At 68.6% G+C, this 26,726-nt stretch carries 22 protein-coding genes; 15 read left to right on the top strand and 7 right to left on the bottom strand.

The genetic code is table 11. The annotated features are described in order from the left end of the window. The first annotated feature begins 9 nt into the window (after nt 1-9). Together K8O92_04730 and K8O92_04725 are read left to right on the top strand one after the other, a co-directional pair. Nucleotides 10-1,362, top strand: a complete 1,353-nt coding sequence (locus K8O92_04730) for a helix-turn-helix transcriptional regulator (GenBank protein UAK33297.1) — start codon at nt 10-12, stop codon at nt 1,360-1,362. Continuing rightward, complete coding sequence (locus K8O92_04725) at nt 1,359-2,243, top strand: aminoglycoside phosphotransferase family protein (GenBank protein UAK33296.1); 885 nt, start codon at nt 1,359-1,361, stop codon at nt 2,241-2,243. Before K8O92_04730 ends, K8O92_04725 begins: the two co-directional genes overlap by 4 nt. Before the next feature lie 108 nt (nt 2,244-2,351). On the opposite strand, the gene K8O92_04720 is transcribed toward K8O92_04725, so the two are convergent. After that, nucleotides 2,352-3,122, bottom strand: a complete 771-nt coding sequence (locus K8O92_04720) for a hypothetical protein (protein UAK33295.1) — start codon at nt 3,120-3,122, stop codon at nt 2,352-2,354. Between the two features lie 195 nt (nt 3,123-3,317). Next, complete coding sequence (locus tag K8O92_04715; protein ID UAK33294.1) at nt 3,318-4,154, bottom strand: helix-turn-helix domain-containing protein; 837 nt, start codon at nt 4,152-4,154, stop codon at nt 3,318-3,320. Between the two features lie 762 nt (nt 4,155-4,916). Here K8O92_04715 and K8O92_04710 point away from each other — a divergent pair. From K8O92_04710 to K8O92_04650, 13 genes are all read left to right on the top strand, one after another. Next, nucleotides 4,917-5,729, top strand: a complete 813-nt coding sequence (locus K8O92_04710) for a hypothetical protein (protein UAK33293.1) — start codon at nt 4,917-4,919, stop codon at nt 5,727-5,729. Beyond that, nucleotides 5,726-6,976, top strand: a complete 1,251-nt coding sequence (locus K8O92_04705) for a cutinase family protein (protein ID UAK33292.1) — start codon at nt 5,726-5,728, stop codon at nt 6,974-6,976. Before K8O92_04710 ends, K8O92_04705 begins: the two co-directional genes overlap by 4 nt. Beyond that, on the top strand, nt 6,973-8,115 hold the full coding sequence (locus K8O92_04700; GenBank protein ID UAK33291.1) for a lipase family protein: 1,143 nt from the start codon (nt 6,973-6,975) through the stop codon (nt 8,113-8,115). Before K8O92_04705 ends, K8O92_04700 begins: the two co-directional genes overlap by 4 nt. 116 nt (nt 8,116-8,231) lie before the next feature. After that, a complete protein-coding gene (locus K8O92_04695; protein UAK33290.1) occupies nt 8,232-8,981 on the top strand; it encodes a hypothetical protein in 750 nt (249 codons plus the stop codon). 10 nt (nt 8,982-8,991) lie between these two features. Next, nucleotides 8,992-10,776 carry a hypothetical protein gene (locus K8O92_04690; GenBank protein UAK33289.1) on the top strand — a complete coding sequence of 595 codons (1,785 nt, stop codon included), beginning with the start codon at nt 8,992-8,994 and terminating at the stop codon, nt 10,774-10,776. A gap of 746 nt (nt 10,777-11,522) precedes the next feature. Beyond that, the gene (locus tag K8O92_04685) at nt 11,523-12,734 is read left to right on the top strand and encodes an AAA family ATPase (protein ID UAK33288.1); all 1,212 of its coding nucleotides are present in this window, start codon (nt 11,523-11,525) and stop codon (nt 12,732-12,734) included. Between the two features lie 224 nt (nt 12,735-12,958). Beyond that, nucleotides 12,959-14,593: a VWA domain-containing protein gene (locus K8O92_04680; GenBank protein ID UAK35433.1), complete on the top strand. Its 1,635-nt coding sequence runs from the start codon at nt 12,959-12,961 to the stop codon at nt 14,591-14,593. Between the two features lie 127 nt (nt 14,594-14,720). Continuing rightward, complete coding sequence (locus tag K8O92_04675) at nt 14,721-15,074, top strand: hypothetical protein (GenBank protein UAK33287.1); 354 nt, start codon at nt 14,721-14,723, stop codon at nt 15,072-15,074. Between the two features lie 14 nt (nt 15,075-15,088). Further along, on the top strand, nt 15,089-15,256 hold the full coding sequence (locus K8O92_04670; GenBank protein UAK33286.1) for a hypothetical protein: 168 nt from the start codon (nt 15,089-15,091) through the stop codon (nt 15,254-15,256). A 202-nt stretch (nt 15,257-15,458) separates the two neighbouring features. Next, the gene (locus K8O92_04665) at nt 15,459-15,770 is read left to right on the top strand and encodes a hypothetical protein (protein ID UAK33285.1); all 312 of its coding nucleotides are present in this window, start codon (nt 15,459-15,461) and stop codon (nt 15,768-15,770) included. A gap of 40 nt (nt 15,771-15,810) precedes the next feature. After that, nucleotides 15,811-16,155: a hypothetical protein gene (locus K8O92_04660; GenBank protein ID UAK33284.1), complete on the top strand. Its 345-nt coding sequence runs from the start codon at nt 15,811-15,813 to the stop codon at nt 16,153-16,155. A gap of 319 nt (nt 16,156-16,474) precedes the next feature. Continuing rightward, nucleotides 16,475-17,629, top strand: a complete 1,155-nt coding sequence (locus K8O92_04655; protein ID UAK33283.1) for a hypothetical protein — start codon at nt 16,475-16,477, stop codon at nt 17,627-17,629. Nucleotides 17,630-17,720: 91 nt separating this feature from the next. Further along, nucleotides 17,721-18,203 carry a hypothetical protein gene (locus K8O92_04650; GenBank protein ID UAK33282.1) on the top strand — a complete coding sequence of 161 codons (483 nt, stop codon included), beginning with the start codon at nt 17,721-17,723 and terminating at the stop codon, nt 18,201-18,203. An 89-nt stretch (nt 18,204-18,292) separates the two neighbouring features. On the opposite strand, the gene K8O92_04645 is transcribed toward K8O92_04650, so the two are convergent. From K8O92_04645 to K8O92_04625, 5 genes are read right to left on the bottom strand one after another with little or no spacing between them, the layout of a single operon-like run. Further along, nucleotides 18,293-19,819: a cutinase family protein gene (locus K8O92_04645; protein UAK33281.1), complete on the bottom strand. Its 1,527-nt coding sequence runs from the start codon at nt 19,817-19,819 to the stop codon at nt 18,293-18,295. Further along, nucleotides 19,816-22,884 carry a TniQ family protein gene (locus K8O92_04640; protein ID UAK33280.1) on the bottom strand — a complete coding sequence of 1,023 codons (3,069 nt, stop codon included), beginning with the start codon at nt 22,882-22,884 and terminating at the stop codon, nt 19,816-19,818. Before K8O92_04640 ends, K8O92_04645 begins: the two co-directional genes overlap by 4 nt. Next, on the bottom strand, nt 22,881-23,927 hold the full coding sequence (locus tag K8O92_04635) for a TniB family NTP-binding protein (protein UAK33279.1): 1,047 nt from the start codon (nt 23,925-23,927) through the stop codon (nt 22,881-22,883). Before K8O92_04635 ends, K8O92_04640 begins: the two co-directional genes overlap by 4 nt. Further along, nucleotides 23,924-25,951: a transposase gene (locus tag K8O92_04630; protein UAK33278.1), complete on the bottom strand. Its 2,028-nt coding sequence runs from the start codon at nt 25,949-25,951 to the stop codon at nt 23,924-23,926. The genes K8O92_04635 and K8O92_04630 overlap by 4 nt, the downstream gene beginning before the upstream one ends. Next, nucleotides 25,948-26,661, bottom strand: coding sequence for a TnsA-like heteromeric transposase endonuclease subunit (locus K8O92_04625; protein ID UAK35432.1), 714 nt, complete (start codon nt 26,659-26,661; stop codon nt 25,948-25,950). Before K8O92_04625 ends, K8O92_04630 begins: the two co-directional genes overlap by 4 nt. Nucleotides 26,662-26,726: the final 65 nt, after the last annotated feature.

The following is a 26,726-nucleotide window of genomic DNA, read 5'->3' as shown; positions in this document are numbered from 1 at the left end:
GGGAGCGCGTTGAGTCGATTCAACATCGGACCGTGGTGTGCGAACTGCTCGCCCATCGCCTCGGCGGACGGGCCGCCCGAGATGCCAGCCGAGTTCTGGGATCACGGCCCACTGCGTGAGGGGCTGGCGAACTGGCATATAGGCGCGGTCATCGAGGCATACCGCAACCACCCCGCTCACGGGCAGCCATTGAGCCAGATCCAGGTAGGGCAGTGGCTGGATCTGAGCCAGGCACAGCTGAGCAGGATCGAGAACGGTCCGGCGCCCGAGACGCTCTCCAAGCTGGTCAAGTGGGCAACCGTCCTGCGCATCCCGCCGGATCTACTGTGGTTCAAGCTGCCGAACGTGGCTACCGTGGAGCCCGTGGACCGACAAGGATTCCTGCGTGTGGCCGCAGCTACCGCTGCGACGGTCATCGTGTCACCGGACCGCCTCACCCAGATGCTCAGCCAAGCCCGCACCACCGTCAACCCGACGCGAGTGGGCGCAGTGGAGATCAAACAGATTCACGAAGCCGCCCAGCTATTCGCCCGGTGGGACGCCACCTATGGCGGCGGCCTGGTCCGCGATGTCGTTGTCGCGCAACTACGAGTCGCGGTCGCCTACCTGAAAGCCAACTGTTCCGCGCGCGACCGCGCGGCCCTGCAGATGGCTGTCGGGTCACTCGCGCACACGGCGGCGTTCATGGCCTTCGACGCCTGCGCACACGACGACGCGAACTCGATGTTTGCACTGGCCCTCGACTGCGCCGAAGAGTCCGGGGCGGTGAACCTGCGAGCAAAGATCCTGTCGTCGATGGCACGCCACGCGATCTGGACCGGCCGCAACCACGACGGACTCGGATACGTCCGCAGGGCGTTCACCGAGGCAGACAAGCTCACCGCCACCGAACGCGCAATGCTGCACACCACCGAAGCGCGCGTGCACGCCAAGCTGGGTGACGTTCCCGCAACGCTGACGTCCGTCGCCAACGCCGACCGTGACTTCAGCAGGTGTGTACCCGGCAACGACCCAGCGTGGATGCGGTACTACGACAGCGCGCAGCACGCGGGTGACACCGGCCACGCCCTGTTCGACATCGCCGTGCACGGCAGCTTCATCGGTGAGGCACGCGACCGGCTGACCGCAGCCGTCGACGGCCACGCCGACACCGCCGCACGGTCCCGGACGATGTCGACCATCAAACTCGCATCGCTGGTCATGGCCACCGGTGACCCGGACGAGGCAACCACCATCGCGAACCAAGCCCTCGGCCGCGCGCGTGACCTCAAGTCCCAGCGCGCGAACGAGGACATCGCCGAACTACGCCGCTACGCCCACCGCGCCAAAGTTCAGATACCGACTCCTGCTACCACCACATGAACACCTCGCAGGTCGAACGTATCGCTCGCACGGCATGCGCAGATGCTGGCGTCGACCCAGACGGGATGGTCCCGATCAAACTCGCGGAGAATGCGATCTTCCGAGTACCTGATCAACACATGGTCATCCGCGTTGCGCGGGCGGGCCAGACCGAAGCTGCACGCCGCGAGGTGGATATCGCGGAATGGCTTCGAGAACAGCATATTTCGGCTGTGCAGCCGATGGGCACTCGCGCCGACTTTGCGGTGATCGACTCGCGGCCGGTGACTCTGTGGAAAGAGCTGCCGCCGCACCACAACGGCAGCGAGCACGAGATCGGGAGGGCGCTGCGCGCCTTGCACCAGCTGGCCGCGCCGCCGTTCCTGCCCGAAGTCCAACCGTTCGTCCGGCTCGAGCAGCGCATCGACAGCGCGTCATCGCTGAGCCACGCAGATCGGCAGTGGCTGTACCAGCGGCTCGCGGACCTGCGCGCAGGCTGGGAAAATTTGCCCACCGGCATGCCGTGGTCACCGATCCACGGCGACGCCTGGGAAGGCAACGTGGTCACCACCGACGCCGGAGTGACCACGTTCCTCGACCTCGAGCGAGCCTCGGTCGGCCCACCCGAGTGGGACCTCGTCTCTACCGCGATCAAACAAAGCTCCTTCGGCTGGATCTCGGCCGAACGCTACCGTGCCTTCTGTGACGCATACGGCCACGACGTCACGACTTGGGAGGGCTTCTCACTGTTGAGAGACATTCGCGAGCTGCGGATGACCTGTATGGCGGCCCAAGCAGCAGGAACGAAGGCTAACCACGCTGCTCAAGCGCAACATCGAGTTGACTGCCTACGCGGCACCTATGGCCCACGACCGTGGTCGGGATGGCACCCGATCGCCTAACACGGACACGCCGCGAGATTGCAAACGACATGTCCCACCGCGCGGCGGGGCCCAGAACCGAGGGGCCTCACCGGCGGTGTCGGTTTGTTGGAACGGTCGAGGTGAACCTCAGCAGGCGATGGCGTTTGTGTTGTAGAGGCCGTGGACGGACAAGATCTCGAAACATGCTCCGTACTGGTCGATTTCGAGGTTCAGTTGGATCGGGTGCGCGTTGCCGGGTGGGTGGAGTCGGAGTGGGATCGCGCGGTGCCAGTTGTAGCTGACCTGCAGGGGTGTGGTGTCCCATGCTTGCTGGAACCCGGGGTTGTCGCGCAGCGTCCGGAACAGTGCTTGTGCTCGGGGCGCGTCGCGGTAGCGGCCGAGCGCGGCGCGTAGGTTGCGGATGTTGTAGGGCAGGTGTTCGTGCCAGTCCTCGATGAGGTCGCGGGCGGTGGGTGTGAACATCCATCGCACGATGTTGTGGTCGGCGTCATCGAGGCCGGGCATGATCCGGTAGAAGACCTTGTTGCCGTGCAGGACGTTCTGGAGTGGGTCGAGGTAGGCGCCCATGACCTCGCAGCGGTCGAGGTAGTCGAGGTGGTGGTGGACGCCGTCGTTGGTGAGGTAGCGGCGTAGGCCGGTGATCGGGGCTAGCTCGGGGGCGGGGTGCAGCAGTTCGTGCAGGTGTCGCTGTTGGTCGGGGGTGAGGTCGTCGAAGAAGGTGAACAGACCCTTCTGTACCTTGGGTCCTGGTTTGGTGCGGGTCTGAATGATCTGGTTGAGGCGGGAGATGCCGAATCCTGCTTTGTTGGCGGTGGATTCGCGGGATAGCTGGCGCTTGTGGCGCAGGAATTCCAGGGTGTCGTGGAAGTCGGGCATCCCGGAGAGCACGAGGGGCATGTCAGTGGTCTCGCTTCTGCGGCGGGATGAGGACGATGTCGACGGCGAGCGCAGCACGCGGTGCCGGTGGCTGGTTGGCGACGTCGGGATTGGCTCCGCGATGGCGGGTGTGCTGGGGATTGCTGGTCATGGTCGGGCTCCTTCGTTCGGATGTCTCCGCCCGGGGCTTCCGGGTGGTCGTGGGGCGGTGGAGGGTCAGGTGCCGCTGCTCGGCGGCTTGCACGGGTCGGGGTAGACGAAGCAGAATCGCAGGTCGGGAGGGCCTTCTGCTCCGACGCCGAGGTGTATGCGGATGGTGCGTTTCTCGCCGGTGTCGGGATCACGTACCTGCAGCGGGTGCACGGTTTTGTGGCCGTAGGCGACCTCGATGCTGTCGGTCCACAACTGCCGGAAAGTGGTTGCCGCGCTGAGTTTCTCGTGCAGCGTTCGTGCGCGGGGACTGTGGCGGTAGATGCCGAACTTCGCGCGCAGAGACGCGACCATGTAAGTCGCGGCGGCGTCCCAGTGCACAAGGAGAGGCTCGGCCGTGGGTGCGGTGCTGCCGGGGTGGAAGAACCACTGGCTGAGGTTGTCGTCGTAGTCGGCAAGCTCAGGCAGCTCGCTGCGGAAGCGCTCGCTGGCGTAGACCACGTTCCACAAAGGGTCGAGATACGCACCGACCAAACCTCGCTCATCGAGACGGCGCAACGTCGTGTGGTGCTCGCAGGCGACGGGGCGGGCTCGTAGCTCCTCGATCGAGGGCAGCGGTAGCGGTGGCCCGGCGAGTTCGCGGGTGTAGCGGGCCTGGGACTCGTTCATGCCGAGCCCGGTGATGAACTGCTCGAGCACTGTCGGCGAGGCCGAACGTTCGCCGCGTTCGATCTTCTTGATCAGGTCCTCGCTGATCTGGAGTCGGCCGGCGGCCTCGGCTCGGGTCAGGCCGCGGGCCTCGCGGACTTGTCGGACCCATCGGCGCAGGTCGGGTAGCTCGGATGTGGGGCGGCGGGCCTTGCCTCGCCGCGGTCGCCGGGTCGAGCCGGTCCGCCGGTTCATGTGTCAAGCCCCTCCTATTTGAGTCTTCCGTCGCCCCTTCACCACGCGATAGGTTGAAGGGTTAACTCCCCCGAGTTGATTAACTTCTACCAGAAAGGGAACAGCCCGGCCACCGATCATTCACTGTGACCTGGCTGACAATTAGCTACGGACCTCCGCGCGGGGCGCGCGGAGTGTTCAGGGCACCCTTTCCCCGGTGCGGGACACCCGCCGGAAAATTTCTTTGGTGACACTTTTTGTACCTGTTTCGCTGATCGTTGCAGGCCACCGTGTGTGTGCATGGGGGGACGGAAAATGGTACCGATTTTTGTCCCCGTCAAAAGGGTGGCGCACCAGTGGTTTTCGGGGTTGTGATGGTGAGGCAATCGCTCCTCCTCTGAAAGGGAAGTCATGGACCTCTACACTATCCTGTCGGTTCTCAGCGCCGGTGCGTCACTGGTCTCGAACGTGCTGGCAATCGCCACGCAGGTGCTGCCGTTCTTCTGATCTAGGCTGATCATTTTTTGACTACTCAAAAGATGATCAGCTAAGCCTCCCGGCTGCGATCCCCGCCGGGAGCCGGGAATCTCCCGGCGGGGACCGGCGGCTTCATTCGCCTCAAAACTTCCTATTGCTTCTCTGCTTCATTCCTTCATTCCTTCCTTTACCTGAAAGGAGTCATTTGTCATGTCCAAAAACGGTGCTACATCGTCAACGGTCGTGTCCGTCGGGCCGCTCTACGGTGCCGGAGGCCGGTGCATTCGCCGAGGCCATGAGGGCTGGATGCTGTGGGGTGGCCGTGCGGTCGCTGCGGGTGCGGTGCCTGTGCTGATGGTGTTGGCCGCCCAGCCCGCGAGTGCGATGGCGCCGTTGGCCCCGATCGCGGACCAGCCCGGCGTCACCGCCCCGGCCCAACCCGGAACCGATACTCCCGCACCGCCTCCGGCCCCCGTCGAACCGGAACCGCCGGTGTATGTCGAACAGCCGCCCGAGATCCGCAACGGACCGGAACCGCGCCCGGAACCCTCACCCGCGCCCGCCCCGCCGGTGTATCTGATGGAACTGCACTCGCCGGAACCGGTGGAGCCGGTCGCGCCGATCGAACCGCCCCCGGACACGATCCGGATCGGGACGGCGGTGTTCCCCGACCCCGAATGGTTGCCCCCGGAGGTCGGCGACACGATCAACACCGTCAGCGCCGACCTGGAAGCCCAGGCCGCGACGTTCCTCGACTCGGTCGGGCTGCCTGCCGGGCGCTCGGACCGCGTCGCCGGTGCCACCGTCGCCGGAGCCGGAGCGGGTGGCGCGATCGGCGGCGCGCTCACCGGTGCCCCGGCGGCAGCGGTCGGTGCTGTCGTGGGAGGGCTCGCGGGAGGCACGATCGGCGGAATCGCCGGAGCCGCCATCGGCACCGTGATCGCGATCCCGGTGATCGGCACCGTCACCTCCGGTGTCGCCGGTACCGCGTTGGGAGCGGCGGCCGGGGCAGCAGCCGGGGCCGCCGTCGCTGGTGTGCCTGCCGCCGCGCTAGGGGCGTTGGTCGGTGGCACGGTCGGTGCGGGGTTCGGTGCCGGGGTGGGGGTCGGGCAGCCATGACCGGGCTACGCCTGCTCACCACCGCGACCGTCGCCGCCGCGACCGTCGCCGCTGTCCTCGGCCCCACGAGCGCGGGCCCTGCGAGTGCGCAGCCCGAGGTCGCCGGCCAAGGCTGCCCGGCTCTGTGGGTCCTCGGTGTGCAGGGGACCTCAGAGTCTTCGCCGAGCGCTTCGACGACCGCGGACTCGGGGATGCTGGGTCACCTGCTCGGCCCGGTGGCCGCCGCCGATCCGAGTCTGATCGCACGTTCCTACATCAGCTATCCGGCATCGTTCGGTGGCGCACCGGGCACCGGTGGTGGCACCGATCCGTATGCGGCCTCGGCCAGCGCGGGACTGAACACGCTGCTGGCCGAGTCCGAGCGTGTTGCGGGGATCTGCCCGGGGACCTCGCAGGCCATTGTCGGTTATTCCCAAGGCGCACAAGTCGTGTCCGGGTTCGCGCAGATGGTCGGGGCCGGGGAAGGCCCTGTGGCGCCTGCGCGAGTCGCCGCGGTGATCCTGTACTCCGACCCCGACCGTGCCCCCGGTTCACCGGTCATCGCGGGACGCCCCGGGCAGACGATTCCGGACGCGCCCCCCGGGACGAGCGGGGCGGCGGTGTCGCGGGTGAGCTTGAGTTCGGCTGTCGCTTCCGGTGGCGGGATCGCCACCACGTCCGGGGTCGACTACGGCGAGTTGACGGGCCGGGTTGCCAACATCTGTGTCGAGGGTGACCTCAGCTGCGCGGCACCCGACCGGGCCGCCTTGCTGCGGGTCGCCGCGCAGATCGCCGCCCAGGCCGACCTGCGTGACCCAATCGCCGCAGTCGGCTCGATCCAGTCGTTGTTGTCAGGTGCAATCGGGGATGCCTGGACCACGGTGGTGCTCAACGACTTCCATGTCGGGCCCAGCACGGTGGCTTACGTGCCCGCGGCGAGTCTGGCCGAGCGTCTCACCGAGGCCGCAGACTCGCGTACCCCGGCACCGGGCCCGGACGAGACCGCCGCCGCGACCGCGCGGTGGGCCGAGATCACGGCCACGGTCGCCGCCAACCCGTTGGCCACGCTGCCGCCGCTGACGGCGGGACTGTCGGCGGCGTGGGGCCAGCTCGTCTCCGACAACGCCGACTTGGTCAATCCTGCGGTGTTGTTGCGCTACACCGACATTCCTGCCCGCCACACCGGCTATGCCGCGTCAGGGCACATCGCCAGCGGGGCCGCGTGGCTGACCGCCGCTGCCCACGACCTCGCCGGAGGCAACCAATGACCATCAGCGACTTCTACACCACCCCCGTTCTCCCCGAAGGGGCGCGTCCGGGCGACATCGTGCGCCTGCGACCGGTTTTCGTCCCGCAGCTGGCGGACGCGGCCGGGGCGTGGCAACTCGTCTACGTCTCCAGCGATTCCCGCTCCCAGCCGATCGCGGCCTCGGCGATCGTCCTCATCCCTGAGACCAAGCCGAAACCAGGGACCGGTGCGATCCTGCTCTACTGCCCACCTTTCCGCGGACTCGGCGGGCATTGCGCGCCCTCGCAACTGCTCGCGACCGGCGCCGAGTACGACCTCGCCGGCATCGAATCCACTCTCAAGCGAGGCTGGGTCGTCGCCATCCCTGACGGGCAAGGACTCGGCGCGGGCACCGGCCCGCACACCTTCCTCGCCGCCCGCGCCGCCGGTGCCAAACCGGTCCTCGACCTGGCCCGCGCGGTCTACCGCGCCTCGGATCTGGACCTGCCCGTCGCCCCGGTAGTTGCCTGGGGGTACGCCGACGGCGGTCGGGTCGCGGCCGTCGCGGGCGAGTTGCAACCGTGGTACGCGCCCGAGATCGACCTGCGCGGTGTCGCCGCCGGAGCGGTCTTCTCCGATCTGGCGGTCCTGGCCCCGTTGATCAGCCGGGGCACCCGCAGAGGTATCGCGGGGTTGGCGTTCGCCGGGCTGATCGGGTTGTCTCACGCCTACAACCAGCTCCCGCTGCGGCACGTGCTCAACGAGGACGGGCTCGCCGCCGCCGCCGAGGCCCGTCACCTCACCGTCGTCGAACTGCTGCAACGCTTCCCTCAACCCTTGGCGCACTGGTGCCGCGACCGTGACCCGTGGAACGACCACTGGTGGCGACGAGTCCTCGCACTGGAGTCGCTGGCACACGTGAAATCGTCTGTGCCGCTGCACCTCTACCACGGCGAGCTGGACCTGGTCGTGCCGGTGCGATCAGGGCGGCGCGCCATGATCGCCTACCGGCAGCGCGGCACGAACGTTGACTGGCGCGAATACGACGGCGACCACCGCTCCACCGCGCACTGGGCGATCTCCGATGTCCTGGCCCGGCTCACCACCGACATCGCCAACGGTCCGGTGTCCCAGCCGATCCCGGCTCAAGACGAGGCCGAGGCGAGGCGAGGCGCGTGAGCCGCCCCTGAACCCCTCCGGGGGAACCTGCCCGCACCCGGGCACCCCACTTCCCCCACCACCGGGGTGCGGGCAGGCCCCCGGAGACACCACTGATCCGAGTCGAGGCGAGATGAATGCCGAGGTACCCGCGCAACCCACCTGAGAACGAGGACGACGAGGTCGACGCCTGGGTCGAGCTGCCCCCGGCTGTTGTGGACCTGCGCCTCGTCGCCGACACCGGCACCGACCATGATCTCGGTGAGCCCGACGAGCCGCTCCTGCCGGAGCAGTTCTGGTACCACCGGATACGCGACACTCCCAGCGCGGCCGACACCCCCGGGATTCCCCGTTGGGGGACCGGGCTAGGGGAGCGGCTGCCGCGCGGAGCCTGGGCCGCGCTGGCGGCCACGATCGCCGTCCTGGCCGGGGTGCTGCTCGCATCGCCCGGGAAGACCGGCGACAGCGGAGCGCAAGTACCGGCCACGGCCGCACCACCCACCTCGACCACGCCAGTGCAGGGCCCGTGCACCGGGCTCACCGGCGAGGTGGTCACCGAGCAGGCCGGTGACCCGACGACCTTGGCCGGGGTGATCGCCTCCTTCGAGGCCGCCTACTACATCCACCGCGACGCCGGGAAGGCGATGCCGTTGCTCGCGCCCGAGAGCGGCATCACCTTCGAGGGACTCGCCGCGGGAATCGCCTCGATCCCGCCCGGTACCCGCCACTGCGTCGCGATCACCCCGATCGCCCCGACCACCGCCAACGTTCACATCGCCGAGATCCGCCCGGACCGCACCCGGACCGACTACCTCCAACTGATCAACACCCGACCCGCCGACAGCGGGGGCGCGTTGCTGATCTCCAACGTCCAGAAGCAGGGATAGGAGCCCACCGATGAGGCCGCAGGCGCCCTACCTGATCGCCGTCGCAGGACTGAGCTCGCGCGCGGGAACCACCACGACCACCGTCGCGCTCGCCCACACCTGGCCCGGACCCGAAACCGCCCTCATCGTCGAGGCCGACCCCGCAGGCGGCCAGCTCGCCGACATGGTCGGCGCGGACCCCTATCTGGGTTCGGCGAGCCTGGCCCGCCGAACCGCCCTCGGTGTGCCCATGACAGGGGAGCTGCTGGGCCAGCACGTGCAGTATCTGCCTGGCGGGCAGGCGTTCCTGGCAGCCCCGCCCGGGCATGCCCCCGACGACCCGGTCCCGGCTGCTGCGCTACTGACGGATCTGGACCGGGGTTGGCGTGGGTTCGGCGCGGTGGTGTTCGCCGATTGCGGTGTCCCCGAGCCGGGTGCGCCCGCGCACCCGGTCATCGCTGCCGCCGACTCCGCCCTGTTCGTGGTCCGCGCCGAGCACATCGACCCCGAGACCGCCGCCCAGCGGGTCCTCGACCTCACCCGCCGTCGGCGCCCCCGGGGCCTAGTGGTGATCGGCGGCAGCCGCGCTTACATCGACGCGATCGGATTCCCCGTCGTCGGCGAGCTGCCGGTCTCCCGCTCCGGTGCCCGTGCCCTGCTGACCGGCCGCCGCTCCCGCCAGCACCTCATCCCGCCCGCACGCGGCACCATCACCGCCGTCGAGATCGAACTGCGCCGCTACGAACGCACCGGCCAGTTCGACCCACCCCACATCGGACAATCTGCCCGCCACCAAGGCCGTCCGGTGCGGCGCACTCGCCGCGGCGAGGACGCGCCCAGGATCTATGCCATCGACCCCGCCACCGTGCCGACGCCGCGCCTTCGCCCGCGTGAGCCCGTCGTGGTCGATACCACCGAAACACCGGCCTCTGAACCGGTGCTCGCGGTGGCGGCCGAGGATGCCGGCCAACCCGCAGAAGGTGACCTCGCCGCGGTGCCCGAGCCGAGCCCGCACCTCGAGACCACTGAGCCTGCACCGGGGCCGACACCGGCCGACGGCGCGCCCGCGCTGGCAGTGCGGGTGTTCGGGCCCACCCGCATCTTCTGGAACGACGCCGAAACCGGTGAGAGCGTGGAAATCACCACCCAACTACAACCGCGTGCCCGCGAACTGGTGGCTGTGCTCGCCCTGCATCCCGAGGGTTTGCCACGCCAGCAGCTGATCGAGCGGCTGTGGGGTGAGCGGCCCGGCACCCGGGGCAGCAGCGCCTTGGCGAACACCCTGAGCCGCTTGCGTGCCGCGCTGGGCACCGCCACCGGCGGACAGGTCAGCGAAGTACTCGCCGAGGACCGCACCCAGGTCCGGCTGTCGAGCCAGGTGGGGGTGGACTACTGGGACTTCAACGCAGCGGTGGCTCAACGTCGCCACGCGCGCAGCGACTCCGAGCAGGCGGATGCCGCCCGCTGTATCGCGGCGCTGGCCACAAGCGAGCTGGCCAGCGACCTCACCGACACCTGGGTTCAATCCCTGCGCGAATCGGCCCGGCGGACCTCGCTCAACGCCTTGAGCTGGCTGGCGACCCGTAGCAGCACCGACCTCGACGCGACCTTGGGAATGCTCGAGACCGCCGTGGAAAACGACCCCTACAACGAGGCGGTCTGGCACGACCTCCTACGCCTGCACGCCCGTCGCGGGGAAACCGCCGCACTCACCCGCACCTACCGACTCCTGACCCGGCGGCTTTCCGAGATTGGGCAGCGTCCGAGTCCAGAAACCCGCCAACTCCTCGAACAGCTCCGCAGCGCCCAGAAATAGAGTTGAATGCTGGCGTCCATTACCGCTCGCGCGGCATGTCAATTAATGTAGAAGCCGGAATTCCGGTTGTTCTGGCACTGACTGAAAATGCGTGCCAGGGGTAGTGGAATGTCTAATCGAATTGTATTCGGGACGGTTTCCTCGCCGCTGAACACTCCGTGCTCGGCTGTGGGTGTAGCTGCGGTGAGCCTGAGTGGCTCGATGAAAAAAGATCGGTGCGTCGTTCCATGGTGGGTTTCGATGCGCGATTCGGTGCGAAGATTGGAACGACGCACCCTCTGCGAGTCATATAGGCAGGTCGGGCGGCGGATATCCGCGCGGATATCATCGGGGATTGTCTATCCACAAAGATGGATAGACATGCTCGTGCGGGCTCTCTCGCGTGGTTGGCCGTGCTCTCGAATGACTCGCTTCCCGCTGCTGTATCTCCATCTTCCGCGATCTTCCCCGCTCCTCCAATTTGTAATTTTATTGTCTTTTTTGGGTCTTTGTCGGCCGAGGTGTGGTGTGCGCTGGTGAGGCTGCTTGCATGGCGCATTCCGGAATTGCGTAGTCGGGCTCGCGGTTGTCCGGAAAAATTCCGGAAAATTGAGCTGTTTTCGGGGTTGTGAGGCTGTTCGAGGTCGAGCTAGCGTCGACCACGTTCCCGGAATTCGCCGGGAAATTCGCAGAAATCCGAATGGCGGCCACGCCGCACGTATGCCGAAAACGGCCACGAATTCGGAACCGGAATTGCAGGAGTCGCAATGCCCACCACACCCGCCCCCGCCGCTACCGCTGCACCGGCCGCCGGTCGCCTGCCCAACGGTGAACTGCGCCGCATGGTGGCCGCTGCGCTGGCCGCCGACCCCGTCCGCGAACAGTCGCCCCGCGAAATCGCCACGGGGCTCGGCCGGTCTTCCGGCGCGGTCGGCAACGCTCTCGAGGCGTTGACCGCCGCCGGGCACGCCGAACGCACCTCGGCCGCGCCCCGCCGCTACCGCGCCACCGCCACCACGACTACCGCCGCCACCCCGGCCGCCCCGGCCGCTACCGCCCCGGCCCCGGCCGCGCCTGCCACCCCGGCGGCCCCGGCCCCCAGCAAGCCGAAACCGGCCCGCCGCACCAAGAAATCCGCCACCCCGGCCCCGGCCGCGCCCGCCGCCCCGGCGGCCCCGGCCCGCACGGGTAACACGGTGGCCCGGCCGAACGGGCAGGACTACCACCTGCGCCAGCTCGCCGGGCGCGCCGATGTGGAGGTGTTGCAGACCATGCGCGCGGCCGAGGTTCCGGTGCTGCTGTACGGTCCGCCCGGCACCGGGAAGACCTCGCTCATCGAGGCCGCCTACGGCGACCTGTTGACGGTGCAGGGCGACGGGGACACTACGGTCGCCGATTTCGTGGGCGAGTACACCCAAACCCCCGACGGCCGTTTCATTTTCGTGGACGGGCCCCTCGTTCGGGCGATGAAAGAGGGCCGGGTGCTGTTCATCGACGACGCGACCCTGATCTCGCCGACCGTGCTGGCGGCGGTGTATCCGGCGATGGACGGGCGAAAAGAGCTGGTGGTCAAAGCAACCGGCACGGTGGTGAAGGCCGAGCCCGGGTTCTTCGTGGTGGCCGGGCACAACCCCGGCGTGCACGGGGCCATCCTGTCCGACGCGCTGAGTTCCCGGTTCGCGTTCCAGGTGCGCGTGGTGTCCGACCTCGACCTCGCCGCCCAGCTCGGGGTGGAACGACGCGCGGTGAAAGTGGCGCGCGAGCTGGCCGCCCGGCAGGCCAAGGGCGAGGTCGGGTGGGCCCCGCAACTGCGCGAGCTGCTGGCGTTCCGCAAGATCGCCGCCGCCACCGACCCCGACACCGCGATGGCCAACCTCCTCGGGGCCGCCCCCGAAGAGGACCGCGACGTGGTGGCCGCCGTGATGAAAACCGTGTGCGGCACCACCCACACCCCGCTCGCCCTCGGCCCCCGCCTCTAACTACTACCCGCCGCCCGCACGCCCGAAAGGTATTGCCTGCCATGACCGGCCACGTGATCGCCGCCCCTGCCCCCGCTAGCCCCGCCGCGCCCGCCACCCCGGGCACCGGCACCGCTTCCGCCCCGGCCGCCGCCGGGGCGGGGGCGGCCCCCGCCGCCACGCCTGCCACCTCCGCCCCGACGTCTGTGCCGGTGACCGGGGGATGGGCCACCCTGTCGGCCGCCATGACCGCCGAGGTTCCGCCGATCGCCGACCGTGACGACCTGACGGTGAGCATCGCGCCCGGTGCCGCGTTCGGTCACCCGGCGGTGTTCGTGCCAGCGCTGGCCGCCATCGAACTCGACGGGTCCCGACTCAAGATCGACCCGGCCGCCGCGCGCCCGGCCCGCAACAGTGACCGCAACAACTACCCGGCGGTGTGGGGTGCGTTGGTGCACGAGTGCGCGCACGCCAAACACTCGGTGTGGCGGGCCCCGCTGCTGGCACACCCGGAGGTGGTGAAGGCGGCGAAACTGCTGGAAGAGTCGCGCATCGAGGCCGCCCAGATTCGCCGCCGCCCCGATGACCGGCATTGGTTGCGCGCCAGCGCCACCGAGATCGTGATCGGCGACAACGGCGGCCAAACCGCCGCCGCCCACCTCCCACGCACCGCCTACGCCGCCGCCCACAACGCCGCCCTCGTGCTCGGCCGGATCGACGCCGGGGTACTGACCGAGTCCGAATGCGCGCCGCTGGTGCGCGAGATCGAGTCCATCCTCGGCACCGACACCCTCACCAAGTTGCGTGCGATATGGCGCGAGGCCCACACCGTGGCCGATATCGACACCGCCGCCATGCTCGAACTCGGGCGGCGCTGGTTCGACATCGTGGGCCCCGAACCGCACGCCACACCGATACCGGCCTCGCTGTTGGGCGCGGCCATCGAGGCCACCGCCGCCGCCATCGCTGCCGAGGTCGCGGCGAACCCGGTGCCCGCCGACCCGGCCGAGTCCGCCGCCGCCGCGCGCGAGGCCGCCGCCGCCACTGCCGAACAGGCACAGCTGATGGCCGAGCACGTGTTCGGCGACGGTGAGACACCGGGGCGCTCGCGCACCGTAGCCCGCACCCGTACCCCGCTAACCACGGAACAGACCGCCGCGCGGGTGCTGGCCCGCGCGCTGGACACCGCCGCCGCCCGCGAACGCTCCACGGTGAAAACGACCTCGGTGGTCCCGCCGGGGCGGGTGCGGATGCGGGGTGTGCTGGCCCGGCAAGCCCAGCTCGCGGCCGGTGCCATCCCGACCGCCGAACCGTTCACCCGCACCTCCCGCAGAACGAGCCCGTACCCGCCGCTGCAGGTCGGCATCGCGTGCGACGTGTCCTCTTCGATGAGTGCGTTCGCCGCGCCGGTGTCCTCGGCCGCGTGGATCATCGCCCGCGCCGCCGAGCTGGCCGCGATGCCCGCCACCACCGCGACCGTGACCTTCGGCGCGAAGGTCACCCCGGTCACCTACCCGGGCACCGCCCCCGCCCAGGTCGCCGAGTTCGGTTGCCCGGACAAATACCACGCCCTCGCTGCCGCGACGGTCGCCCTCGACGGGGCCCTCGGCCTGTCACGGCCCGGCGCGACGCGGCTGCTGGTCATCATCTCCGACGGCATCTACCGACCCCACGAACGCGCCGCCGCCCAGCGCCGACTCGACGCCGTACGCGCGGCCGGGTGCGCGGTGCTGTGGCTGGCCCCGAACACGGGCAGACGCCCCGGTCGGCCCGGGGCCCCGACTCCGCTGAACGGGGCGACCGTGCACGTGGTGACCGACCCGGCCACCACCGCCACCGCGATCGCCCGCGCCATCACTGCCGCCGTGCGCGCCGCCTAGCCCCCGGGCCCCGGGCGCACACCGCGCCCGGGACCGGGCCGCTACCGGTCACCGGCGCGGCCCTGCCATCACCCACCAACACCCCACCCGCCCCGGCCCGGGGCGGCAACGACAGGAGACACTCACCATGACCGACACCACCGCTATCGACCAGACCCCCGCCGACACCGACACCCGCGGCGAGGTGGTTTGCCCGATCGAGGTCGGCGACGAGGTCACCGGCCTCCACAACCGCACCTGGCGCGGCGTCGTGCTCCAGGTGTTCGACCACCACGTTCCCGAGTGCGTGATCGAAACCGCTACCGGCGGGCGAGGTTTCGCCGCCCCGTGGCTGCTCGTTCCCGCACACCAGGACCCCTCGGCACAGTGGCTCGACCGGATGCGCGCCTACCGGGATGCCAAACGCGACGAAGCACTCGCCCAGCTGCGCAGCGACCAGGAAGAACCGCCGAAACGGCGGAAACCCTCGCCCAGCGCCTGACCGAGATCGCGGCCATGCTGCGCGCGGGCCGTTTCCGCGACCCTGACGCCGAGGACCCCATCGAGCACGAGGGAACCGACATCGATGACGGTCTCGGGCACCTCGCCGAAACCCGGCAGCACCTCATCGACAGCGGTCGGCTCTCAGCCCCGGAAATCCGGCAGTACCTCGCCTTTGACTGAACCGGTCAGAGGTTGACGGATGGCACAAGCGCGGGCGAGTCGACCCGCTGAGTCCACTCGAACCCGCCGCCTGAACACCGGGTGCCCCGGGTGTGCAGCACGCCCAGGGGTACCCGGACCGGGCCGACATCGGCCACCGGTTCGGCCCAACCATCACCCACCCACCCCGCCCCGCACCCGGGGCGGCAACCAAGGAGACACCGTGACCGATCCCGCCATTCCCACCACAACCGCACTCGACGCGATCTACGTGATCGCCAACGCCGTCACCGGCGACCAGTTCGTCATCTACGCCTCGGGCACGCACGACGAGCGCGGCATGTTCACCGTCGCGCACGTGACCGGCGGCACGGGCGGCTATGCCGCCCCGCGTATCCACCTCGTGCACCCCGACGACATCGCCGCCTACGCCGCCGGGGCCGCCGAGAGGTTGCGTCGGGGCTCGCACGGGCACGCGGCGACGGTGTGGCTCGACCGCACCACCGGCCCCCTGCACACCCGCCTCGCCCGGTGAACCCGCCAGCGCCCCAACCGAACCCGAACAGGAGCACTCCGTGAAAGACACTCGCACCCACGACGAGGACGGTGTCATCAAACCGGGAGCCAAACTCAGCGGCAACGCCTACGTCGTGGTGAGGCTGCGCGACAGCGACGACCCGCCCGGCCGAATCCTGTTGGTAGGCAGGACGTGGCGCTGCGCGCACGGCTGCACCATCTGCGTCGAGTGCGCTGAAAGCTGGGAACTCGACCACCATGTGGACTACGAGCTGACCGGCGGCGGGCGACGACTTCGCGAGGCCCTCGACACCCAACCCGCCACCGGCAACACAGAACCTGCTGAGGCCGACTCCGGCGAGCCCGGCACCGACACGGCCGACTCGTCACCGGCGCACCCGTGACCGGGTCGTACGTCGAGTCCGCGGCTCGCGTGCCACGCGCCCGCGGCGAGGCCGCCGGCGTGAGGCGCCTCGCCATCCCCGAGTCAACACTGGCGACTCGAATTCCGCTCGCGCCGAGGCTATTACGGAATGAGACGAGAGGAATTCGCGACCGGATTCAATTTCCACATTCCGCTTGACATCACAGGCCCTATCGAGCGGTCATGGAAACCGGAACGGCACCGACCGCCCGGGGAATTTGCCCCGATCGGTGCGCATTCCGTCCCCCACCCGGGGACATCACCGAATTCACCACACCCATTTGTTGGAAGGAACCCCCATGTCGAAAACCAAGAACGCCGCCGTGGCCACGGAAACGGCCGCACCCACCCCGGAAAACGGTTCGCGGTCGGTGCCGGTGCCGCGCCGAGACAACACCCGGGCGTTGTGGGCGGCGCTGCGCGCCCACCCTGACAACACCACCGCCGCACTGGCCGACATCGCCGGGATCGGCCAGTCCACCGCGCGGCGTCTGCTGACCCAGTGGGAAACCGCCGGGTGCGCAAAGTCGCACACCGACCCCGCATCCCCCCGCGCGGCCAAGACCTGGACCCAGGGCACGGGCACACCCGCCACCATCGAACCGGACCCGGCCCCCACCACGCCCGCCGATCCGTGCCCGGCCGAACCCACCGATCCGGGCGCGGTGTCTCCTGAGACGGCCGAACCGGTCGGATCGACGCCCGAAACCGGCGAGCCTGCAACCGAATCCGCGACGGTGTCGGCGGCGGGGGTGCCCGCGTTGCACAGCGCCGAAGCTCGGGCACTGTGGAAGGCGCTGGAAACCCACCCCGGCAGCACCACCGCCGATCTGGCGGAAATTGCGGCCATCGGGACCATTGCGGCGCGGCATCTGCTGACGGAATGGGAACTCGCCGGGGCCGTGTGGGCGGCCACCGATCCGGGCAAGCCTCGGGCCGGGAAGAGCTGGACCGCCGGAGCGAAACCCGAACCGGCCCCGGCCCCGGCCGCGCCGGAAGCGGTGGCCACCACACCCGCCGAACCGGAGTCCGCACCGGCCGACCCCGTGACCCCGGAACCCGTTGTGGCCGAACCCACCGGGCCCGAACCGGCCACCCCCGCCGAACAGGCGGCCCCGGCCGACCCCGCGCCCGACACCACGCCGGAGACGGCGGTAGCCGCCCCCACAGGGGACGATCCCGCCACCGTGGCCCCGGAACCCCCGGCGGCGGCCCACAACGGCGCTGCGGGCGACGCGGAGTCGACGGTCGAACGCCTGCCCGCCGGTGCGCTGCGGGGACAGGTCGAGGACTTCCTGCACGAAAACCCCGGAAAGGAGTTCACCCCACACCAGATCGGCAAAGCCCTGGCCCGCTCCAGCGGCGCGGTCCACAACGCCCTGGTCAAGTTGACCGATGGCGGGACCGCGCGCCAGACCAGCACGGCCCCCAAGAAATTCACCCTCGCGTCCTGAAACTGGGCGATGCCGGAATCCCCGGAGCTCGTATCTCCGGGGAGTCCGACACCGCCCTCTCAATCTAACCCCCTGAGAAAGGTGCTCGACTATGTACTCCACCCCAACCCCCAAGGTCCTCGCCTCGGCCCTGTACCAGGTGTACGCCGACTCCAGCCACGCCCCCGACAGCCTCGAGCTGTGGATCGCCATCGCCGAGACGGCTGTGCGGGAGCTGCAGATGCCCGTGCTGGCCTCGTTGGTGCCGTGGGTGCCGATCGCGTTGCGCTACGAGCAGGTGACCACCGACGGTGAGTTCTTCCCACACAGCGGTGCGGTGCGTGTCATGACCGGCCCGTTGACCGGAACCCTGTACGGCGACCTCGAAACAGCCGCCCGCGAGGTGGTCGTGGCAACCCTGGACCAGCTGCCCGAACAGGACAGCGGGGACACCAGCGACGGCGGCAGTGGCAGCGGCAATGACGGTGACGAGCAGACCGTGACCATGTACAGGGCGTTGCCGTCGTGGCGGTTCCGCCACGACAGGGGCCCGGCCGCGCCGGGTCTGCGCGCGGTGCCGCCACTCATCTCCTGACCCGCCTGCCCGCTGAAACGGCCCGTGGTGCCGAGCATTCCGCTCGGCACCACGGGCCGTCTTATATGCGCTGTGCAGGCGGGCTCGGGCTACTTGCTGCGGTCGATGGCCTGGGCGATCCAGTCGGTCAGCATGGGCGCGGCGGTGTTGTAGCCGGTGGCGTCGAACGTGGCCGTGTGGCCGTCCTGGGCAGCCGGAACACCGGCATCCGTGCCGGTGGCGCTGCCCGTCGTGTCCGTGCCGCCGGTGGTGGCGGTGTAGGTGTTGGTCAGGGTGGGGAACTGCCCGCCGGTGAACGCTGCGGCGGTGGCCGAGACGAGATCGGCGGCGACCGGTGCCAGCCCGGTCAGCGTCAGCACCGCCGCGACCGGGTCGCCATCGGCGAGGAATTCCACGGCGGTCCAGGCGATCTCCTGTGCCCGGCCGACATCGGTGGCGATGCGGGAGATGTCGAGTCCGGCCAGGACACCGACGATCTCGGCGGCGATCGTGGCGACCCCGGTGGTGTCCAGCGGCGCGGCCAACGCCAGCGCCCGCGCTACCAGGCGCAGGTCGAGTCCATCGGCAAGCTCGATCAGCGGGGCGAACTGGTTGTTCAGGTCCCCGGAGACGCGGTGCACGCCGCGCACGTCTCCAGCGGTGACCAGCCCGGGCAGCTGGGCGAGGTCGGCCACGATCGCGGGCACGTTCGCAGTGAAACTGGCGAGCCCGCTGAGGACGGTGACGACCTGGGCGAGGACCTGGGACACGCTGATCTGCCCGGTTGAGCCCGACCCGATGCTGATGGTCGGTGTGCTCGTCGTCGTGGTCGGGGCTTTCGTCGTGGTGGTGGGCGCGGTGGTGCTGGTAGGAGCCGGAGTGGTCGTGGTGGCGGTGGTGAGGGCGCGGCTCACCGCGGCGAGGACAGGCGAGGACTCGGCGGTGGTCGAGCAGTAGCTGTCTCCGTCGAGGCACAGGGTGCGGACCCGGTCGGTCAGTTCGCCGAAGCCCTGCGCGCGTGGCCCGGTGACGCCCTGCCCGGAGACCGGGGTGCCGAGCTGGGCGGTGGTCGCATCGCGGCGCGGGTCCGAGACGAGCGCGACGGCGATGACGCGGGAGGCCGGGATCGGGCCGCCTTTGTTGCCGAGGGTGGTGGCGAGGTCGCCGGTGACCTCGGCGCCTTGGCCGTAGCCGGCCAAAACGGCTCGGGTGTCCGAGCACAGCCCTTTCACCGCCGCGGTGAGGTCGGCTCTGCTCACCGACCCCGCACCAGCGGTGGGCGCGAGCGTGCGGACCTCGATATCGGTGCCGTAGCGGGCGGTGAGCGATTCCCCGAGCTGGGTGAGGATTTCCCCCGGTGTGGTCTGTCCGTTGGTGGTTGTTTCGTAGGTGCCCAATGCCAGCAGCGCGGTCCAACGCGGGCACTGGGTACCGGTGCGGTCGGGTGTGGGTTCTGCGGCGGCGACACCGGCGGTCATGGTGGTCGCGGCGACGGCCGCGCACAGCGCGACGCGGATGGTTCGAGAGTGGTGGTGGCGCATGGAGTTTCTCCGTTCGAAGGTGGTGGTGTTCAGGGCGCGGCGGGGGAGTTGTGGTTGTTGTAGGTTCGCGTGATAGCTGGCATCGCTGCTCCTCATGACCGGCTCGAATGCTGTTGTGTCTCATGTGTTTGGCGGGGTTTTCTTCTCACTGGTTTGACGTTTTCTCGGAGTTGGGCGTTTGCCAGTACTCGTTCGGCGGCTTTGCGGCCGTCTCGGGTGAGGCGGAAGAAGGTTCTGCGCCGGGATGTTTGGGTGGAGCCGCCCATGCGGGCGCGGCGGGCTGCGTGGGTTTCGAGATGAACGGTCAGCCAGCCCGCTTTGCGGAATCTGTTGAGGGCCTGATAGACGGGGCCCTCGGTGAATCCTGTGCGTTGCAGGACTGCGAGTCCGTGCGATTCATCGCTGGCAGCGCCGAGCAGGTCCTGGAGGATGATCAGGCTGCTTTCGGCTCTGATGGACACCGGTTCGACTTGGAGGTCGGCGAAGATCTGCTGGTAGTCGCTTTTGCGTTGTTGTGCGGTCTGTCTCGCGAGTTCTGCTGCTGATCGGCTCTGTGGTGATGTGGGGTCTGTTTGCCGTGCGAGTTTGGAGACCGCTGCCTCAGCTGCTGCGATGGTCTCGGCATCGGGCATTGGCAGGGCCTTGGCGCCGAGTGCTTGGATCATCAGCTGTGCAACGTTGTCGTCTTCCAGATCCTCGAGCAACGCCCGGCCGAGAGCGGTGGGGTGTTGGTGCCTGCCGAGTTCGGATCGGTCGAAGAGAGGGCCGCCGATATGTTTCTCCAGTTGCTGGAGTTGGGTGATCAAGGCGACGGATCGGCCGAGGTATTTCTGGGCGGTGAGCAGGTTGGGGAATTGCATCGCGATCCGGAACCGGTGCAGACGCAGCCATCCGTGTAGCCGACCTTCGACGGTGGTGCGGACTCGTGTGGGCACCATGTCCGGAAGGGAGGCGAGGAATTCGGTTCGGCTGAAAACTCCTTGCGGCCGGGTGGGGATGGCGAAACGGTGAAGCGCGTTGTTGACGACCATCTGATCGACATCGAGTTCGGCGGCGATGTCTGCCGTGGAGCGCAGCTTGTCGCAATATTGCTGTCGAAGCCATGCCTGGTCGATCGGGTGAGCGTCTGCGCCTTTGCGCAACGTGACGCCCAGTCCTTTGGCGATGCGGCTGACGCGTGGTTTGCCGAATCCTGTTGCCTCACCGATGTCGGCGAGGGTGCGTTTGTTCTGGATGTACTCGCGCTCGAAGAATTCCCGGGTCAGCGTCCGTTCGGCGTCGCGGTCGAGTTTCCAGGAGACCGGAGCGGTGTGTTTGGACCATTGCCGGACAGGCCGGTCGAGTCCTTCCAGCGCGAGGCGAACGTGTTCGATGTGAACCCCGAGAAGGTCGGCGACCGCGCTCGGGGCGCGCTTCTCGTCGAGGACGAGTCGGCGGATCTTGTCGGTGTCGAGGTCGGTGGGGTCGATGCCCGGCAGGGTCAGCCCGTCGGCGAGCTCGGCCGGTGGCGACCAGATGATCGGCTCCTCGATGCCGAGTTCGGCGAGCAACTGCTGGCCGTAGTCGCGCAGGGCGCGGCGCAAGTGGGGGGTGAACTGTCCCAGGGCGGTCGTGTAGGTGCCGCGGTCTTGCGGGCTGCGGAATACCAGCGGGTGATTTGGGTCGGATAGATCTGCGCCGGTGAGTATTTCGTGTAGGTGGCGTTGGACGACGTGGATGCGCCCCAGGCCTTTGCCTTGTTCGCCCGGGTGGGCTCCGATCTCGCAGGCCAGGTCCCGCCATCGTTGCCAGGTGATCGCTTCGGCCGGAACCACCTCACGGCGGCGCTGGTAGTCGATCGGGACGGTGGCGCTGTCGAGGTAGTCCGCGATTCGGCAGAGCACGGTGATCACGTCGGTGACCGCTGACCCGCCGGGTAGTTTCGCCATGCCTTGCAGCAGAGCGGTGCAGTTGCCCGGGTTGACTCTCGGATTCAGCGTTGTGCGGTGAGCGCGGCCGACAGCGCTGCCGGGGACCAGTAGCAGTGTGGCTAATGTGGCGCGGAACCGTTCGGCGTGGAATCCGCTCGCGGGCAGCAGTCGGGCCGACCATTCCGGCCAGAGCAGTTGCGGTAGCGCCCGCTGCCGGGCGGTGGTCTGGCCGCCGACGTGGATCGCAGTCGCTGTCGGGCTCTTGAGCCGCAGGCGGGTCAACGCGCCCAGATCGGGATCGATCGCGCGCACATATCTGTTGGGAAAGCGCCCGGATGCGTTCTGCCATCGCCTCAACTCGATCCGTCGGGGTGGGAACCGGTTCGGTGCGGGGTTTTTCGCGTGAATGTCGCCGATGAAGGCGATCGCGGGTTCGTCGTGGGTGCCGAGGATGTTCTTCGCGCGGCCCAGTAGCGCGGCGGTCAGAGCGGCATCGAGATATCGCGGGTTGCCGTCGGGGTGATAGGTCGTCGGTTCGCGGTCGGGATTGATCGCGTGTGCTTCGGCGGTCACGCTGTCGAGGTCGATGCCCCGCAGCCAGTCCGAGACCAGCGTCAATTCGGACTCCCGCGGCGACCCGGTGGAGGCTGTGGTCGCGGGGTTCTCGGTGTTGTGGTCGTGGATCCACTGTTGGGTGTCGAGCACTTCTCGGGGTGCTCGCCGCGTCGATCCCGCGGTCAGGTCGTTGCCGCAGCGGTTTCCGCGTGAGGGACCGTAGCCGCAGGCCGCGGGCGGGATAGGGTCTCGCCCGCCGAGTAGGAGCCGACGTGGGGTGTCGGCGCAGACCGGGCAGCTGTCGTGTAGCAAGAGGTTGTGCTCACCGCAGACGAGCTGCCACTTCCACCGCCAGATCAGCGGCCAGCGGCCACCGCCCTCGGCCAAGCACTGTGGGCAGAAACGGGACCGGCCCGAAACCAACAGCTGTGTCGCCCAGTCACATTCGCGTGCCGCTGCCGCGTCGAGTCTGTTCTCGGGCAGGCCCGCGGCATGTTCGAGGCGTCGCAGGATCGCTTCGTCGGCGGTGGTTCCCAGTAGCTGTCGAGTGTTGCGCAGACCGGGGCGGGCGCCGAGGGCTTGCAGCACCGCCAGTGGGGAGGTGCCGTTGCGGCGGGCCAGCGCCTCGATCCAGGAGTCGACTGCCTCGCCCTCGCCGATCGCGACCCGCAGCGGCAGGGTCATGGCCGCGCTCATCGAGTCACCGCCTTGACCGATGCCGATATTGTTCGGCGCGAGCTTTTTTCGGCGGTCTCGTCGATGCGGACGCTGTCCAGAAGGTCCCTGGACAGGGCCTCGGTGCCTGTCCGGATAGCCTTGAAGCAGCCCCTGTTGATCAGGGTCATCAGCGAACCGATGTGCCCGCCGGTTCGGCTGAACAGGTAGTCGGCCTGCCTGCTCAGCTGGCCTGGACGCGATCGAGCCAATACGACCTGGCGATCGACGGCCTTGACCAGCGCGCGCCAGTGTTCGTCGCGGTCGAACAACTCGACACTCAAGCGGGTCCAACGTCGGCCGCTCTGAGCGAACGCGGCATGGCGGCCGGTGAGTCCTTCCTCGAAGAACCGGCGCTCGCCCAGTCCCACTCCCGCGTAGATGAACGTCACGGGCAGCTCGTTGGCCAGCCATTTCAGGTGGTTGCTGACTGCCAGCCCGTCGCGAGAGTCGTGACGGATGAAGTGGATGTCGTCGATGATCCCGACCCGCGTCTCACACGAGAGCACGCAATCGAGCGCGTAGGTGGCCAGCTGCGCGGCGCTGCCACGGTCGGCGGCCGGATGGCCGTAGAACTGGCAGATCATCTTGTTCAACGTGCGCAAGGTGGTGTTGGAGGTCAGGCCGACCCGGAACACCGGAATGTGTTCGTGGCCTTCACCGGTCAGATCCCCGACCCGGTGGATCGCCGAGCGGTGGAAGTCGCGGCCGAACAGATTCACGATCGTCGTCTTGCCCAGGCCGGGGTAGCCGTCGAGCACCGCCGCCCCGCGCACCCGGTCGGGATCTTGGCGATTCGACGCCACGATCAGCTCGAGCTCGTCGCGGACCGCGGTCAGCTGAGGTGTGGCGATCGTGCCGAAGTTCGCGTGCCAGTCACAACGGGCATCGTTGTAGTCCAACAACGCGTCTTCACCGAGGCGCGCCAGCGCCTCCGCGGTGAGAGCGTCGGGACGGGTTCGGGGTTTGGTGTCGACGAATCGACGCCACCCCTGCTTGCGAGACAAGCTGTAGGCGCTGCTCATTCCAGCACCTCCAACGCATCCGCCCAGTAGCTCTCATCGAGTTCGTCGGTGTCGTCGTCGCCGCGGATCTCCGCGCTCGGCTCGACCGCGCCCAGCGATGCTCCGGCGACGGTTTCACCGAGATCGGCGATCGCCTGGACGCCGCTGCGTTCGGCCGACAGCCGTGCGGCCATGCGCCGCTCGCGCCGATCGATCACCTCCCCGGCGTTCCACCGGCCCAGCACCTCGCTCAACGCCTGCACGGGGTCTGCGAACCGGTCATCGCGTGTTGCCAGGACGCGCGCGTAGCGGGCGGCTTCGGAGGAGAACGGGGTGCCCAGCATCGGGGCGTGTTCCCAGACCAGTCGGTGCCAGGTCGAATCCTCGGGATCCTGGAAGAACACCACGCGGACGTCGTCGTCGTTGACGCGCAAGGGCCACTTGCCCGCAGCGACTCCGCCGTAGGGGCTGCGTGCGTTGCGGTAGGGGTCCAACGCGGCACCGTTGTAGCGGCGGCCCTCGATCTCGACCCCGTAGTGCTGAATCGTGCGCCACTCGACTCGCAAGAACTCGAGCACCAGATCCGGGGAGGCCGGAATACGCAACACCCCGGCCTTGGCCAGACCGAGCGCGAACATGTCATTGGGCGAGAGCGCCAGATCCGGCCACTGCGCCACCACCAGTCCGTCATGGGCGCACCGGTGATAGACCGTGGTGACCCAGTCCCGGATGATGTCCTCGAGCTCATGCAGGAACAAGAACGCTTGCTCGGCCACTGCCTCGCCGCGGCTGTGCAGGTCCGGGCCCTTGTAGGCGGGAAGATGCTGGATCAGCCCTTCGCGCAGAGACCGGAAGAACCGCTCGACCGTCGGTTTGTCGGTGGGCTTGCGTGGCTGCGCGGGCTGAATCGAGATACCCAGGCGCGAACACACCCCGATCACATGGGCCGACAGGAACGCCTTCCCGTGATCGACCACCAACGTTTCCGGCGGGCACCACGACTGCAAGGTGTGTTCACCGAACTCGGTGAACACCAGCCGATCCGGCAACCCGTGCACCGACCCCAGCGCCGGCCGTCCCGAACTCTGCCCGGTGACCGCCTCGAACAACACTCCCGCGACATCGACGGACTTCGTCGACACGGCCGTGACCTTCAACCCCACGATCTGGCGGTCGAACAGGTCCTGCGCGACGGTCAACTGTGCTCTCAACCACCGGCAGGTAACCGGCTCCATCGCGAACACATCCAGATCCTGGGTATCGAGCACCACATACTCGCCCGGCCGCGTCGCGCGCAGCCGACCGTAAACCCCGTGCGGGCGATCGGCGATCGAGCGACGTCCCCGCGCTGATCCATTGACCGCATTGGTGCCTTTGGCCAGCACCTCCAGCCGTCGATACGCGGTCGCCGTCGACGGCATCGGCACCACACCGGCGCCGTGTTCGCGTTCGATCCGCTGCGTGACCCGCATCAACAGCGCAGCGCGCGAAGGAGTCGACTTGGCCACGCCCTCGACGATTTCCGCCCGCAGTGCCGCGTCCCAACGTGGATCCACCGAAGTCCAACGCCCCTTGCGGGAGCGGTCGTCGACCAGCCCGGCCTCGCCGCAGGCGCGATAGGCCGCAGCCCACCGCTGGATCGTGCGCAACCCGATGCCGAGTTCGGCGGCCTTGGCCCGATAGCGCTCGATCAGCGCCACCGTCTGCGCGTACTCGGCACGGGGCTCACCATCGGCCGCAGCGTCACGGTGACCGGCCCGATAGCCGGTCAACACCTCGCGCACATGCCCGGCGCGCTCGGCGACCCTCTCACGCTCGGCCTGCGACAACCCGGCCAGCACCAGGCCGGGATCGACATCCGCGCCGGCCTCGGCGATCTCGGTGCCGCGGGCGCGAGTGACGAACTCCGACACCGCAACACTGCTGAACCGATCGTCACTGTGACGCAGAGTGACTCGGCGACCGTCGAACTCGACGATCCGCACCGATTCCCCGTCGAACAGCAACGTCATCCCCACCGCGATCGTGACCGTGCGCGCGCTCATGCCGCCGCTCCCACCGAAACGACGGTGTCGGCATCAAGCGGACACCTCAGATCCGCCCGCATCCGCGACCGCCACAGCAAGTGCAGCGCGACCGGCCGCACCAACGACGAAACGGCCAGCCCCGCCAGGCCGCGCTCCAACACCGCAAGGCTCACCGGTTCGGCCGCCGATTCCAGCACCGGCGCGATCAACTCCCGACATACCGTCGACTCGCGGCGATATCCGGCCAGGAATCGCAGGTTCTCCAGCTCGACGGCATCCATTCCGGTCCACACCTCGAAACCGAAACCTCGCAAAGCACAAAGCTTCTCGGTCCACGCGAACTGCGCCGCCACCTTCGGATCGGCCACACGCGAAGGCGCCTTCACATCGACCACCGTCACCGTGCCGTCCGCACGGGCCAGCAACAGGTCCGGCACATGCCGCCGGACCCGCACGCCATCGGACCCCTCCAGCAGAAACGGCTGAGCCGCGATCGCAACGACCGTCGAATCCTGATCCGCTACAAGCAGTCTCGCCAATTCCAGACGGCTCTCGTACACAAGATGCGTCCCGGTAGTCGATGACCAATACCAGCCCGAATAATGCCGACGCCCCTTATACGAACGGAACTCGCGCACCGGCAGACCGGCCAGCACATCCTCGACCGGCAATTGAGCCATAGTCGCGTCCACGAAACGACCATCAGAATTCCGGTACCGAACCAGCACATCATCCGACCGAGAAGCGCCGAAACCGGTTGGTATATAACGTGTTTCATTCATGCCGACCACAC

It is taken from the genome of Nocardia asteroides, assembly GCA_019930625.1.
Taxonomy (GTDB): domain Bacteria; phylum Actinomycetota; class Actinomycetes; order Mycobacteriales; family Mycobacteriaceae; genus Nocardia; species Nocardia sputi.
This window is presented reverse-complemented; position numbering and strand designations above follow the sequence as displayed.